Source organism: Streptomyces sp. NPDC096079, assembly GCF_040303145.1.
GTDB lineage: Bacteria > Actinomycetota > Actinomycetes > Streptomycetales > Streptomycetaceae > Streptomyces.
The window spans coordinates 34,850-48,676 of the sequence record NZ_JBEOST010000014.1 but is presented as its reverse complement, the minus strand read 5'-3'; the positions used below and the strand labels follow the sequence as shown (position 1 = coordinate 48,676).

Below are 13,827 nucleotides of genomic sequence, written 5' to 3'. Positions count from 1 at the left end.
GCTACTCGGGCGTGGCGTCGAGGGCGTGCGCGACCATCGCGAGCAGGGTCTCGACCACGCTGTACCGCTTGCGCGCGTCCATGATCACCACGGGGACGTGCGGGGGAACGGTCAGCGCCTCCCGGACGTCGTCCGCCTCGAACAGGTCCGTGCCCTCGAAGTGGTTGACCGCCACGATGTACGGCAGCCCGCAGCTCTCGAAGTAGTCGAGCGCGGGGAAGCAGTCGGTCAGCCGCCGCGTGTCGGCGAGGACGATCGCCCCGATCGCCCCGCGCACCAGGTCGTCCCACATGAACCAGAAGCGCTGCTGCCCCGGCGTGCCGAACACGTACAGCACCAGGTCGTTGTCGAGGGTGATCCGGCCGAAGTCCATCGCCACCGTGGTGGTGAGCTTGTCCGGGGTGGCGGTGAGGTCGTCGGTGTCCTCGCTCGCCCGGGTCATCAGCGCCTCGGTCTGGAGCGGGGTGATCTCCGAGACGGCGCGGACGAAGGTGGTCTTGCCGACGCCGAAGCCGCCCGCGACCACGATCTTCGTCGCGATCGGCGCGCGGGAGTGGTCGAGCTGCCAGTCCTGGGCGCCCTCTTCGGCGTCGGGCACCGGATCCTCGGCGCCCGGCTGGGCGGGGATCCCGGCGAGCGCCGGGCTTTCGGAGACGGCGGTGGCGTCAGAGACGACGGAGTCCACTCAGCACCCTTTCGAGGAGCGCGCGGTCGGGCTGGCCGGTGCCGTGACCGGTCCCGTACACACGGATCTTTCCCTGGTCGGCCAGGTCGCTGAGGAGCACCCGGACGACCCCCAACGGCATCTTCAGGAGCGCCGCGATCTCCGCGACGGTCCGCATGCGGCGGCAGATCTCGACGATGGCCCGCATCTCCGGCATCAGGCCGCGGACGGCGGGCCCGCCGTCCGTCAGGACCTTGCGGGCGACGGGCGCTTCGAGTGCGGCCACGAAGGTCTCGACGAGCAGGATGTGCCCGAAGCGGGTACGGCCGCCGGTCAGCGAGTACGGGCGCACGCGCGCGGGGCGCCGTCCCTCTCCCCGCACCGGCAGGGTGAAGGCGCCGCCGGCGGAGGACATCGCGGTCACTGGGTGCTCTCCATCGATTTGCGCAGCTCGCTGCGGACTTCAGGGGTGAGCACATGACCGGCGCGGCCCACGAAGAGCGCCATGTGGTACGCCACGACGCTCATGTCGCAGTCGGGGGTGGCGTGCACGCCGAGCAGCGAGCCGTCGCTGATCGACATGACGAAGACGCTGCCCTCCTCCATCGCGACCATGGTCTGCTTGACCCCGCCGCCGTCCATCAGCCGGGCGGCGCCGACGGTGAGGCTGCCGATGCCGGAGACGATGGTGGCCAGGTCGGCGCTGGACCCGCGCGGCCCGCCGGGACGGCCCGCTCCGGCGGCCTCCGTCGCGGCCTGCTGGGTGGCCGGGTCCGACGAGAGCAGCATCAGGCCGTCGGAGGAGACGACGGCCACCGAGCGGACACCCGGGACCTCCTCCACCAGATTCCCCAGCAGCCATTGCAGGTTGCGGGCTTCCGTACTCAGTCCGAACGTTCCCGTCGCGGTCAACTGCGTGCCTCCTCGACTGTGTCCCCCGTCATCTCCTCTGTACGTGCGGTCCTCGCGGCTTCGTCGCGCGCCGTGTCCAGCTCCGCCTCCACGTCCCTGCGCCCGGCCTTGGCGCCCTGGTGGAAGCCGCCGAGCCTGCGGCGCAGCGCCTCCGCGTCCACGCCGCCCTGCCGCGGCCTGGCGGCGGCCTCGGGCTGGCGGACCACCTGCGGGGTGCGCTTGGGCAGGCCCTTGTCGGTGACCCGCTCCCACTGCGCGGGGCGCGGTCCGGGCACGGTCCCGTCGACGGCCGGGGCCTCGGAGGCCGGTGCCGCGACGGCCGGGGCCTCGGTGGAGGGCGGCTGCTCGCCGTCGGCGGCGCGCTCGTGGGCGTCCGGCTCCGGCGGCGGGTCGGGCAGCCGGACCTGGAGCGTGGTCTCGGAGACGGACTCGTACGGGGCCCCGGGCGGGGCTTCGTCCAGGGTCTCGTCCACGGCCTCGTACGGAGTCTCCCGCGGGGCCTGCGCCTCGGGGGCGTACTCCAGGGCCTGTCCCGGGGCCTGTCCCGGGGCCTGTCCCGGGGCCGCTGCCTCGGAGACGTACGGCGCGGCCTCGGCCTCGGCGGCGTGCTCCCGGGCCTCCTGCGTCTCCGCCGCCAGGAACGCGGCCTCCGCCGCCTGCACGAGCGGGTCCCTGGTCCGGGACGGCAGGGTGTTGGAGTTGGCCTCGGCGGCGGAGCCGGGCAGCTGGAGCACGGGCGTGACGCCCGCGACCCGTACGGGCTCCGACACGGCCGTCGGCGGTGTGCTGGGCAGCAGGGCCAGCGGCAGGACCACCACGGCCGCCGTGCCGCCCGGCTTCTGCTCGCGCAGCTCGACGCGGACCCCGTGGCGGGCGGCGAGCAGGGCGACGACCCGCATGCCGAGCCCCTCGCCCTCGAAGGCCTCGGGGTCGGCCTCGGACAGGCGCGCGTTGAGTTCGGCGAAGCGGGACACGGCCATGCCGATGCCCGAGTCCTGCACGGAGAGCATCACCTCGCCGCTCTCCAGGAGCCAGCCCGAGAGCTGGACCTCGGCGTCGGGCGGCGAGAAGGAGGTGGCGTTCTCCAGGAGTTCCGCGACCAGGTGGCTCAGGTCGTCCGCGGCGAAGCCGGCGACCTGGGCGTGCGGCGGCAGGGACTGGATGGTGACCCGCTCGTACCGCTCGATCTCGCTGACGGCGGCGCGCAGCACGTCGACGAGCGGGACGGGTCCGGCGTGACCGTGGACGTGCTCGTGACCGGCGAGGACGAGGAGGTTCTCGCTGTGGCGGCGCATGACGGTCGCCATGTGGTCGAGCTTGAAGAGGGTCGCGAGGCGGTCCGGGTCCTGCTCGCGCTCCTCCAGCTTCTCGATGACGCCGAGCTGCCGCTCGACGAGACCGAGGCTGCGCAGCGAGAGGTTGACGAAGGTGTGGTGGACGGTGTCCTTGAGCCGTTCGAGGTCGGCGGTCAGGAGGGCGACCCGGCCCTGGAGGTCGGCGCGCTGGGCGGCGAGCTCGGCACCGACGGCCTCCTTGGCGGCGGTCAGTTCGGCGCGCTCGTCGGTGAGCCGCTCGGTCTGCGCGGCGAGGCCGGCGAGCTTGCCGTGCAGGGCGTTCAGCGAGCGGACGACCTGCGCGAACTCGTCGTTGCGCCCGGTGAAGCGGACGGCTTCCTCGGTGTGCGGCTCGGGGGCGGCGGCGAGGCGGGCGGCGCCCAGGCGGAGCACGGCGAGAGGCCGGGTGAGGGTGCGGGCGACGTAGGTGGAGACGCCGATGGCGACGAGGAGGCAGCCGCCGAGGAAGGCGATGCGCAGTTCGAGGGCCTCGACGTCGTCGTCGCGGAGTGCGGCGAGCCGTTCGACGCGCTCGGTGGCGAGGGCGGACTCGACGCCGCGCATCTGCTCGATGCGGGCGGAGAGGGCGGCGTCCAGGGCGGCCGGGTCCGTGCCGCGCTCGGCCTCGGTCAGCCGGGGCTGGTCGGTGAGGGAGGCGAGCGCGAGCTCGGCGCTCTTGACGTCGGGGCCGGTGACGGTGGCCGCGAGGGAGTCGCGCGCGGTGGCCCCGGCGGCCTGGTCGAAGTCGCCGAGGGCGGCGAGTTCGCGGACGCGGGCCTGCTGGGCGGCGGCGGTGAGGCCGTCGCGGGCCCGCCCGGCCTCGGCGGCGCCCTCGGGCTCGTCGGCGACGTAGGTGCCGCTCTCGGCGTCGTAGTGGAGCTCTCCGGTGCTCTCGGGCTCCGGTACGGAGAGCGCGGCGACGAGGAGGCCGCGGGTGACGGAGGCCTGTTCGACGGCGCGGCCGAGGGCGGCGGGGGCGCGGGTGGCCTCGGTGAGGGCGGCGTCGGAGGCGCGGGCCGGTGTCTTGTCGGCGAGTTCGCCGGCGAGGGCCTGGAGCTTGCCGATGATGTCCGAGTACGCCTTGTGCGCCTCCAGGGCCGTGCCCTTGCCGGTCAGGGCGGCGCGGCGGACGGAGGGGAGGCCGGCGAGGTCGCGGCGGAGCTCGGTGGGGGCGGCGGGCCTGATCTCGTCGATCTGGCGGTCGACCCGGGTCGACCTCGCGTCGGTGATCCGCCGCTTGTGCCGGGCGTCGCCACTCTGGGCGTCGCGTCCGGCGGCGATGTACGCGACGACCTCGTCGCGCTCGTCGGCGAGGGAGTGCGCGAGGGTGACGGCCTGGCGGTCGAGCTCGGCGAGGGTGACGAGGCGCTGGGACTCGGTGAGCTCCGTCGAGGCGGCGAGGACGGCGGGAGCGCCGGCGGCGAGGACGGTGACGCCGACGAGGGCGACGCCGGCGACCAGCCGGTTGCGGACACGCTTGGGCCGGCCGGCGGGGGCCTGCGGCTCACCGGGGGTCTGGCTCTGCGTGCCGTTGTTGCTCCGAGGCCGCTTCTTCTGCACCGGTGCTCGCATTCTTGATTCGTCCGCCGATGAAGCAGAGGTGACGGCCGGTCACATGGAGCGCCCCCACCCCTGGTACGGCTTCCGACCATTCCAGCGCTTCCGGCAAGGGGACGGGCATCGGCCGCTCCGCCACCCGAACGAGTGAACAACACTCCGTAGTTGGGGAACAACTTCCGGCGGCGGGTGCCGGGGGCCTTTCCGGGGCGCCGGTTGGATCTTCCGGGCGGCCTTTGGCAGGATGCGCGCCCGCAGTTCGCCGAAGGCGTCCCTTCCGTCTCGCGCGCCGCTTCCCTGGGGTTGGTACAGGCCATTTCAGGTCATTTGCAGGTCCGGTGAAGGATGTCGCCGGGGATGGCGCGGGGGCGGGCCACACTGGATGCCATGCGCAGCGACGTCGCCTCCCTTCCCGGCAGCCCCGAACGTCCCAATGAGGACTGGGTCGCCGCCGCTCTGCCCGCCGCGGGGAGCGGGGGGACGGTCGTCCTGCTGGACGGCGTCACACCTCCCGCCGGTGATGACGGTTGTGTGCACACGGTCCCGTGGTTCACCGCGCGACTCGGCGGGGCTTTGACCGAACTGTCCGGTTCCCGCCGGGACATGCCGCTGTCCGAGATCCTGTCGCTGGCAATCCGGCGCACCGCGGACGCCCACCGCGACACCTGTGACCTTTCTCACGTGCGAACGCCGCAGGCGACCGTGGTCCTCGCCCGCTGGGACGAGGTGGCGGTCGAGCACCTCGTCCTCTCCGACTCCGCCCTCCTCCTGGAGGCCCCGGACGGGACGGTACGGGCCGTGCTCGACGACCGCCTCGACCGGGTGCCGGACGAGGTGCTGCGTTCCCTGGCGGCGACGGACCGGCTGCGGAACCGGGAGGGCGGGTTCTTCACGGCCGCGGCGGACCCGGCGGTCGCGGAGCGGGCGGTGACCGGAAGGAGCCCGCGCGCGGAGGTGCGGGCCCTGGCGGCGCTCACGGACGGGGCCGGCCGCTGGGTGGAGCTGTTCGGGGCGGGCGACTGGGCGGACTGCTTCGGCCTGCTGCGCGCGGAGGGCCCGGCCGGCCTGCTGCGCCGGGTGCGGGCCCTGGAGACGGAGGCGGCACGGGCGGGCGGGGTGCGCCGCGGGAAGCTGCACGACGACGCGACGGCGGTGTACGCGGAGCTGTCGGACCGCTGACCGCCCGTGCCCCGCTCAGCCCTCCGAGCGGACGTTGAAGTGGTTCAGGAGGCGGGCGAGTTCGGCGACCTCGGCGCGGTCCCAGTCGGCGAGTTTGCGGACGTACCGTTCGCGCCGGGCGTCGCGGACGCTGCGGAAGCGGTCGCGGCCCTCCTCGGTGAGGCGGACGAGCGAGGCGCGGCCGTCGGCGGGGTCGGGGTCGCGGGCGACGAGCCCGAGGTCCTCCAGGGCGCGGAGCTGGCGGCTCATGGTGGCCTTGCCGACGCCGAAGTATCCGGCGAGCTCGGTGGCCCGCTGGGGTCCGGCGTCGTCGAGGCGTACGAAGAGTCCGTAGGCGGCGGGCTCCAGTTCGGGGTGGACCTCGCGGGCCATCTCGCCGGACTGGGCGCGGGCGCGCCTCAGGAAGACGGCCAGTTCCCTTTCCAGGGCGAGGAATTCCTGGTCCACACCACCTCCGGCGATGACCCGGCCTTCATTTCCCGTACCGCTTCCGTGCACGTCAGCACCTCCCGCGCGCTTTCCGGTCGCTGAAAGTTTCTTCCGGCGGCGTCCATCGCCGCAGCTCCTTCAGTATTTCGCAGGCGTAGACCAACGGCGGCAACCAGGCCCCCTTCCATCGGGCGGGTCTACGTGCGTAGCGTCTTCTCCGGCAGCCCTGAATGACATGTCCATTGCAGTACGTGTCACGGGTCCCGCCGCCACCGCTCCCCCACCGAGCCTTTCGGAGGCACGCAATGCGTGTGCACAGATCCGGAACGACCCTCGCCGGCGCCACCCTCGCGGCCCTGGCCCTCCTCCTCCCCCTCGGCCTCTCCGGCACCGCCACCGCGGCCCAGGACCCCGGCGCCCGGCAGGCGACCCCCGCCCGCGGCTCCGCCCACATGGGCATGGGCGTGATCGCCCACGACGGCCAGGCTCCCCGGGCCGGCGGAGCCGCCGGCCTGGCCGCGCAGACCGAAGGCGTCGACGTCTCCAGCCACAACGGCAACGTGGCCTGGTCCACGCTGTGGAACAGCGGAGTCAAGTGGGCCTACGTGAAGGCGACGGAAGGCACGTACTACAAGAACACGTCCTTCACGCAGCAGTACAACGGCTCCTACAACGTCGGCATGATCCGCGGCACGTACCACTTCGCCACCCCGGACACGACGACCGGAGCCGCCCAGGCCGACTACTTCGTCAACAACGGCGGGGGCTGGTCGAAGGACGGCAGGACCCTGCCGGGCGTGCTCGACATCGAGTGGAACCCGTACGGCGCGACCTGCTACGGCAAGTCGGCGGCCGGGATGGTCGCCTGGATCCAGGACTTCGTGAACCGGTACAAGGCCCGGACGGGCCGCGACGCGGTGATCTACACGGCCACGAGCTGGTGGAAGCAGTGCACCGGCAACTCCTCGGCCTTCTCCTCCACCAACCCGCTGTGGATCGCGCGGTACGCCTCCGAGGTCGGCGAACTCCCGGCCGGCTGGCCGTACTACACGATCTGGCAGTACACGTCCTCCGGCCCGACGGTCGGCGACCACAACCACTTCAACGGCGACTACTCGCGGGTGCAGGCGCTCGCGAACGGCTGACCCGGCCGCTCCTCTCCTCCGACGGCCTCCCGGGCGTGCGGCACCCCGGGGGGCCGCCGCGGCTTCCCGGGCGTGCGGCACCCCGGGGGGCCGCCGCGGCTTTTTCGACCCGCCCCCTTGCCCATTGGTATGGACCAATGCGAGGCTTCCTCCCGCCGGTCGCCCGGATCCCAACGTCCGTGCGTCCTCCGCGCGTTGCTCGTTCCGTACTCCCCACGCACGAGAGAGAGCCCCCGCATGGCCCCCTACCGCCGTACCGCCACCGGCGTCGCCGCCCTGTCCGCCGCCGCAGCCCTGGTCAGCCTCACCCCCACCACCGCGAGCGCCCACGGGGCCGTCTTCAACCCCGTGAGCCGAGTGGCGGCCTGCTACGCCGAGGGCCCCGAGACGCCCAAGTCCCAGGTGTGCAAGGACCTCGTCGCCGACTCCGGCACCCAGCCGCTCTACGACTGGAACGAGGTCAACATCGCCAACGCCGCCGGGCAGCACCAGGCCCTCATCCCGGACGGCAAGCTCTGCTCGGCCAACCGCGAGAAGTACCGGGCCCTGGACTGGGCGCGCACCGACTGGCCCTCGACGGCCGTCGCCGCCGGCCCCTTCGACTTCAAGGTCCGGGTGACGGCCGCGCACTCGGGCACCATGACGCTCTACATCACCAAGGCGGGCTTCGACCCGACCAAGCCCCTGAAGTGGTCGGACCTCGACCCGACCCCCGTCGCCGTCTACAACACCACCCGCACCGCGACCGACGGCTACTACGCCTTCACCGGCACCCTCCCGGCCCGCACCGGACGGCACGTCGTCTACAAGGTGTGGCAGCGCAACGACAGCCCCGAGGCCTTCTACAGCTGCTCGGACGTCACCTTCGGCGGCGCGGCGACGGGCGCCCAGGCCCAGAAGCAGGCCCAGGCCCCGACGGAGGCCACGATCGCGGCGGGCGCCTCGCTCTCCACCGTGAGCCACGCGGGCCACGGCGGCGACGAGCAGCCCCCGGCCCTCTCCGCCGAGACCGCCGAGGCGCCCTCCTCGCCGCTCCCGACGGCCCTCGCGGGCGCGGCGGCCCTCGCCGTCTTCGCCGGCGGCAGCCTGCTCCTGAGCCGCCGCCGCACCCCGTCGGCGTCCTGAGCCCACGGCCGCGGGGCTCCGACAGTCGCGGGGGCATCCGCGCCTGAGCCGACGTCCGCGCTGGCCCGACGGACGAGGGGACGCGGAGGCATCGGCCCCGGGCCGACGTCCGCGCGCGCCCGACGGACGGAGGAAGCCCCGCGGCTCCCGCGATCGCGACGCGTCGGTGCGCCGCGACCGCGTCCCCTCCCGCTCCTAGGAGCGGGAGGCACCCGCCGGGAAGAGGGCGGTGAGCCGGGGTATCGCCCACCCCTCCGGCAGAGATCCCCGGGACGTCTCGCCCTCTTCCCACTCCCCCGCCGCGGCCGCGGCGTCCTCCGCCTCCTCCACGGCGTCGAGGAACTCCTCGCCGTCGTCGCCCTCCTGGCCCGTCAGCTCGTCCCACGCGTCCTGCGCGACGTAGTCGAGCTCCTCCCACTCGGGCCACTCGTCGTCCTCCCAGGTGTCCCGGTGCCGGCCCACCAGCGCCCGCACGCCGGGCACGTCGGCCAGCGCGTCCGGGTCGGCGAGGACCGACTCGTACACCTTCCGCCCCTGGCCGATCAGCCAGAGGGTGAAGTAGTGGAAGCCGTCGTCCGAGCAGTCGCCGCCCTCGACCAGGTCCGCCGCCGCCCACAGCGCGCGCGTGTCGGCGGTCTCGGTCGCCCTCTCCAGACGCACCTGGAACTCCACGCTCTCGGCCGCCGGGCGCCGTAGCAACTCGGCCCGCAGCCATTCCAGTCGCTCGTCCCGGTCCCCGGGCCTGCGGCTCAACTCGTCGATGAGAGCCCAGAAGGCGTCGTCGTTCATGCGTACGAGCATGCCAGTCCCGACCGACATCCGGGTACCGGGTTCCCGGTACGCCGAAGCGGGGTGCCGGATCGGCACCCCGCTTCGGTGAACGGGGAGTTACGCGGCCACGTCCACCGGCACGACGGCCGGGGCGAGGGCGATCTCCAGGACCTGCCGGACGTCCGTCACCGGGTGGACCTCCAGCTTCTCCAGGATCTCGGCCGGGACGTCGTCCAGGTCGGCCTCGTTCCGCTTGGGGATCACGACCGTCGTGATGCCCGCCCGGTGCGCGGCGAGGAGCTTCTGCTTCACGCCGCCGATCGGCAGCACCCGGCCGGTGAGGGAGACCTCGCCGGTCATGGCCACGTCCGTGCGGACCAGCCGGCCGCTCAGCAGGGACGCGAGGGCGGTCGTCATGGTGACGCCCGCGCTCGGCCCGTCCTTGGGCACCGCGCCCGCCGGGAAGTGGATGTGCACGCCCCGGTCCTTGAGTCCGGTGACGGGCAGCTCCAGCTCCGCGCCGTGCGAGCGGAGGAAGGAGAGCGCGATCTGCGCCGACTCCTTCATCACGTCGCCCAGCTGACCGGTGAGGGTGAGCCCGGCGGCGCCCGTCTCCGGGTCGGCGAGGGAGGCCTCCACGAAGAGGACGTCACCGCCCGCGCCGGTCACGGCCAGGCCCGTGGCGACGCCCGGCACGGCCGTCCGCCGCTCCGCCGGGTCCTGGGCCGACTCCGGCACGTGGTGCGGCCGCCCGATGAGGTCCCGGAGGTCCTCGGAGCCGATCGCGAACGGCAGCTCGCGGTCGCCCAGTTCGTGCTGGGCCGCGACCTTGCGGAGCAGCCGGGCGATCGACCGCTCCAGGGTGCGGACGCCGGCCTCGCGGGTGTACTCCCCGGCCAGCTTCCGCAGCGCGGTCTCCTCAAGGACGACCTCGCCCGGCTCCAGACCGGCCCGCTCCAGCTGGCGCGGCAGCAGGTGGTCACGGGCGATGACGACCTTCTCGTCCTCCGTGTAGCCGTCGAGGCGCACCAGCTCCATGCGGTCGAGGAGCGCGTCGGGGATGGCTTCGAGGACGTTGGCCGTGGCCAGGAAGACGACGTCGGAGAGGTCGAGCTCGACCTCCAGGTAGTGGTCGCGGAAGGTGTGGTTCTGCGCGGGGTCGAGGACTTCGAGGAGCGCCGCCGCGGGGTCGCCGCGGAAGTCGGAGCCGACCTTGTCGATCTCGTCGAGCAGGACCACCGGGTTCATGGACCCGGCCTCCTTGACGGCGCGGACGATCCGGCCGGGCAGGGCGCCGACGTAGGTGCGCCGGTGGCCGCGGATCTCCGCCTCGTCGCGCACGCCGCCGAGGGCGACGCGGACGAACGTGCGGCCCATGGCGTGGGCCACGGATTCCGCGATCGAGGTCTTGCCGACGCCGGGCGGGCCGACGAGGGCGAGGACGGCTCCGCCGCGGCGGCCGCCGACCACGCCGAGGCCGCGCTCGGAGCGCCGCTTGCGCACCGCGAGGTACTCGGTGATCCGTTCCTTCACGTCGTCGAGCCCGGCGTGCTCGGCGTCCAGGACCGCGCGGGCGCCCCGGATGTCGTACCGGTCCTCGGTCCGCTCGTTCCACGGGAGTTCGAGGACGGTGTCGAGCCAGGTGCGGATCCAGGAGCCCTCGGGGGACTGGTCGCTGGACCGCTCCAGCTTCTCGACCTCCTTGAGGGCGGCCTCCCGCACCTTCTCGGGCAGGTCGGCGGCCTCCACGCGGGCGCGGTAGTCGTCGGACTCGTCGCCCTCGGCCTCGCCGTTGAGGTCGCGGAGCTCCTTGCGGACGGCTTCGAGCTGGCGGCGGAGCAGGAACTCGCGCTGCTGCTTGTCGACGCCCTCCTGGACGTCCTTCGCGATGGTCTCGGCGACGTCCTGCTCGGCGAGGTGCTCGCGGAGCTGGGCGGTGGCGAGCTTGAGGCGGGCGACCGGGTCGGCGGTCTCCAGGAGTTCGACCTTCTGCTCGACGCTGAGGAAGGGCGAGTATCCGGAGTTGTCGGCGAGTGCGCCGACGCCGTCGATCTGCTGGACGCGGTCGACGACCTGCCAGGCTCCGCGCTTCTTGAGCCAGCTGGTGGCCAGCGCCTTGTACTCCTTGACCAGTTCGGTCACGGAACCGGGCAGCGGGTCGGGCAGGGTCTCCTCGACGGTGCCGCCCTCGACCCAGAGGGCGGCGCCGGGGCCGGTGGTGCCGGCGCCGATGCGGACGCGGCCGAGGCCGCGGATGAGCGCGCCGGGGTCGCCGTCGGACAGGCGGCCGACCTGCTCGACGATGCCCAGGACGCCGGTGCCCGCGTAGGTCCCGTCGATCCGCGGCACGAGGAGCACGCGGGGCTTGCCCGATCCGGTGCGGGCGGCGGCCTGGGCGGCCTCGACGGCGGCCCGTACGTCGTTGTCGGACAGGTCCAGCGGCACCACCATTCCGGGCAGCACGACCTCGTCGTCGAGCGGCAGCACAGGCAGAGTGAGCGGCACGGACGCCATGGACTCAGAAGCCATGATCTCCCCTTCGGCAGTCAAGTTGAGCTATACGCACTCAATGCTTGTGAGCCCGAAGATGTTCCCGGACGTCCGTTCGCTCTGAGCGATCACCTCCCACACGCCCGCGTGGAGCCTATGTAATGCCCTCATGGATATTGCAGCTATTACCAATGCCTGGGTCGCCGGGTGGACCGTCTCCCGGGGCACCCCCGCCGCCGTCCCCGAACCCTGGGGCTACCGGATCGACGTCGGCCTGCCCCGGCACGTCGTGCGCCACGTCCTGCCCGCCCCCGACGCGGCCTCCGTCGGCGCGCTCTGCGCCCGGCTCACCGCGCCGTACAGCTGGCTCAAGGTGATGGCGGAGCCGGCGGAGGCCGCGTCCTGGATCACCGAGGGCTGGACCGTCCCCGACGACCCGGGCTTCATGATGGTCAAGCCGCTGGACCCGGGCGTCCGCCCGGCGCCGCCCGAGGGGTACGCCAGGACCACCGAGGTCGAGGACGGCGTCGTCCGGGTGCGGATCCTCGCCCCGGACGGCACCCTGGCCGCCCGCGGCCAGATCGCCCCGACGGGCTCCACCGCCGTCGCCGACCAGATCGAGACCGATCCCGCGCACCGGCGCCGGGGGCTCGGCTCGAACGTGATGCGCACCCTGGAGGCCGCCGCCGCGCAGGCGGGTGCCGTGACCGGGATACTCGCCGCGACCACGGACGGCCTCGCGCTCTACGACTCGCTGGACTGGCGGTACCGGGGACCGCTCACCGGGATCGTCCGCACCGGACCCGAGGGGCCCGAGGGCCGCTGACGGGTGGAATCCCCGCCGTCCCGCTGCGCGCGGGGCCCCCGAGGGGGCATGCTCGGTTCCATGGTGCGAGGCGTACGGGGAACGTGGACCTGGTGCGGGACCCTGCTGCTGGCGGGGGCTCTGGTCGCCGGCGTGAGCGGCTGCGGCCCCGGGACGCCGTCCGCGCCCGGCGGTTCGCCGTCGAGCGCGAGCGCCCCCGCCGTGCCGGGCCCCACGACGGGACCGGGGGCGCCGGCGGAGGACCCGCAGCCGGGCGAGGTCCTCGTCGAGGTGGTCGTGAACGGCGGCCTCGCGGGCGTCCGCAACCGGCTCGTCGTCCACTACGACGGCTCCTGGACCATCCGCTCGGGCGCCAGGCCGCCGCGGACCGGGACCCAGACCCCCGCCGAGGCCGCCGAGCTGCGGGCGGCCCTGGAGGACCCCGCGTACGCCCTGGTCCCGGAGCGCCCGACCGGCGAGCCGATCGCGGACGGCTTCCAGTACTCCGTGACCTACCGCCACCGCTTGGTCGTCGCGGACGACGGCGAGCGCCCGCCGGCCCTCCAGCGCGTCTTCGCCGCCCTCCCGGAGGGCGGCCCGCCGACGGGCAGGTGACCTGCCCTCACCCGCCGGGCGCCGCGATCTCCGCGTACCTGCGGCGGAGGTAGGCGCCGACCCGGGCCGGCATGTCCAGCGAGGACGGGTCGAGGGCCCACTGGATCTGGAGGCCGTCCATGACGGCGAGCTGTTCCCGGGCGACGGACGGGCAGTCGGTGTCGGCGCGGAGTTCGCCGCGCCGGACGCCCTCCTCCAGGAGGTCGACGGTGTGCCGGAGCACGCGCGCGTAGCGCTCCTTGAAGTACGCGTGCGCGGGGTGGGCGACGTCGCCGGACTCGCCCACCAGGACGTTGAACATCCGGACGATGCCGGGGCGGCGGGTGTTCTCCTCGATCAGGGTGACGAGGGTTTCGAGGTAGTCGGCGTACGAGTCGGGGGCGACGCCGAACAGTCGCTCCTCGTCGTGCTGTTCGCTCTGCGCGAGGACCGAGAGGAGCAGGTCCTCCTTGCTCCGGAAGTGGTGCAGCAGGCCGCCCTGGGTGATCCCGCAGTCGTGCGCGATCCGGGCGAGGGAGGAGGCGTGGAAGCCCCACTGCCCGAAGTGCTCGACGGCGGTGTCCAGGATCTTCTGGCGGCGCGCGTCACCGACCGCGTATCCGCCCCTGCCTGCGGTCCTGCGGTTCGTTCGGCCCGTGTTCTCCGGCATGCGGTCACCTTAGCCGGGCCCTGGATGGGGCTTTTGTCCTGTGATCCAGGACACAATCCAGAAACCTAGTGGTCACTCGGTTTTCGCGCTTAGCCTGTGGTCGCCCGGGACCGGCCCCGCCGCCGGCCCGGCACCGGTGGCGCCCTCCCCCT

The 13,827-nt window shown here is 73.6% G+C and carries 13 protein-coding genes; 5 read left to right on the top strand and 8 right to left on the bottom strand.

The window, feature by feature from the left end; genetic code table 11:
* Position 1: 1 nt before the first annotated feature.
* The 4 genes from ABTY59_RS25630 to ABTY59_RS25615 are packed head-to-tail and all read right to left on the bottom strand — an operon-like array spanning position 2 to position 4,470.
* Positions 2-685, bottom strand: a complete 684-nt coding sequence (locus ABTY59_RS25630) for a GTP-binding protein (RefSeq protein ID WP_352021386.1) — start codon at positions 683-685, stop codon at positions 2-4.
* On the bottom strand, positions 666-1,079 hold the full coding sequence (locus ABTY59_RS25625; protein ID WP_352021506.1) for a DUF742 domain-containing protein: 414 nt from the start codon (positions 1,077-1,079) through the stop codon (positions 666-668). Before ABTY59_RS25625 ends, ABTY59_RS25630 begins: the two co-directional genes overlap by 20 nt.
* Positions 1,080-1,084: 5 nt before the next feature.
* Positions 1,085-1,576, bottom strand: coding sequence for a roadblock/LC7 domain-containing protein (locus ABTY59_RS25620; protein ID WP_352021385.1), 492 nt, complete (start codon positions 1,574-1,576; stop codon positions 1,085-1,087).
* Positions 1,573-4,470, bottom strand: a complete 2,898-nt coding sequence (locus tag ABTY59_RS25615; protein WP_352021384.1) for a sensor histidine kinase — start codon at positions 4,468-4,470, stop codon at positions 1,573-1,575. Before ABTY59_RS25615 ends, ABTY59_RS25620 begins: the two co-directional genes overlap by 4 nt.
* 384 nt (positions 4,471-4,854) lie before the next feature.
* Between ABTY59_RS25615 and ABTY59_RS25610 the strand changes: the two genes are divergently transcribed.
* Complete coding sequence (locus ABTY59_RS25610) at positions 4,855-5,646, top strand: hypothetical protein (RefSeq protein WP_352021383.1); 792 nt, start codon at positions 4,855-4,857, stop codon at positions 5,644-5,646.
* Positions 5,647-5,661: 15 nt separating this feature from the next.
* On the opposite strand, the gene ABTY59_RS25605 is transcribed toward ABTY59_RS25610, so the two are convergent.
* On the bottom strand, positions 5,662-6,144 hold the full coding sequence (locus tag ABTY59_RS25605; RefSeq protein ID WP_352021382.1) for a MarR family winged helix-turn-helix transcriptional regulator: 483 nt from the start codon (positions 6,142-6,144) through the stop codon (positions 5,662-5,664).
* Positions 6,145-6,380: 236 nt separating this feature from the next.
* Here ABTY59_RS25605 and ABTY59_RS25600 point away from each other — a divergent pair, with 236 nt between their 5' ends.
* Entirely contained in the window at positions 6,381-7,220 is an 840-nt protein-coding gene (locus tag ABTY59_RS25600; protein WP_352021381.1) for a lysozyme, read from the top strand.
* Between the two features lie 237 nt (positions 7,221-7,457).
* Entirely contained in the window at positions 7,458-8,345 is an 888-nt protein-coding gene (locus ABTY59_RS25595; RefSeq protein ID WP_352021380.1) for a lytic polysaccharide monooxygenase auxiliary activity family 9 protein, read from the top strand.
* A 195-nt stretch (positions 8,346-8,540) separates the two neighbouring features.
* Here ABTY59_RS25595 and ABTY59_RS25590 read toward each other — a convergent pair whose 3' ends face one another.
* Both ABTY59_RS25590 and lon read right to left on the bottom strand, forming a co-directional pair.
* Positions 8,541-9,134, bottom strand: a complete 594-nt coding sequence (locus ABTY59_RS25590) for a DUF4240 domain-containing protein (protein ID WP_352021379.1) — start codon at positions 9,132-9,134, stop codon at positions 8,541-8,543.
* 99 nt (positions 9,135-9,233) lie between these two features.
* On the bottom strand, positions 9,234-11,645 hold the full coding sequence (gene lon, locus ABTY59_RS25585; RefSeq protein WP_352021378.1) for an endopeptidase La: 2,412 nt from the start codon (positions 11,643-11,645) through the stop codon (positions 9,234-9,236).
* A 130-nt stretch (positions 11,646-11,775) separates the two neighbouring features.
* Between lon and ABTY59_RS25580 the strand changes: the two genes are divergently transcribed.
* Positions 11,776-12,432, top strand: a complete 657-nt coding sequence (locus ABTY59_RS25580; RefSeq protein WP_352021377.1) for a GNAT family N-acetyltransferase — start codon at positions 11,776-11,778, stop codon at positions 12,430-12,432.
* A gap of 60 nt (positions 12,433-12,492) precedes the next feature.
* Positions 12,493-13,026 carry a hypothetical protein gene (locus ABTY59_RS25575; RefSeq protein ID WP_352021376.1) on the top strand — a complete coding sequence of 178 codons (534 nt, stop codon included), beginning with the start codon at positions 12,493-12,495 and terminating at the stop codon, positions 13,024-13,026.
* A 7-nt stretch (positions 13,027-13,033) separates the two neighbouring features.
* Here the strand turns inward: ABTY59_RS25575 and ABTY59_RS25570 are convergent, their stop codons facing one another.
* Positions 13,034-13,675: a TetR/AcrR family transcriptional regulator gene (locus ABTY59_RS25570; protein WP_352021375.1), complete on the bottom strand. Its 642-nt coding sequence runs from the start codon at positions 13,673-13,675 to the stop codon at positions 13,034-13,036.
* Positions 13,676-13,827: the final 152 nt, after the last annotated feature.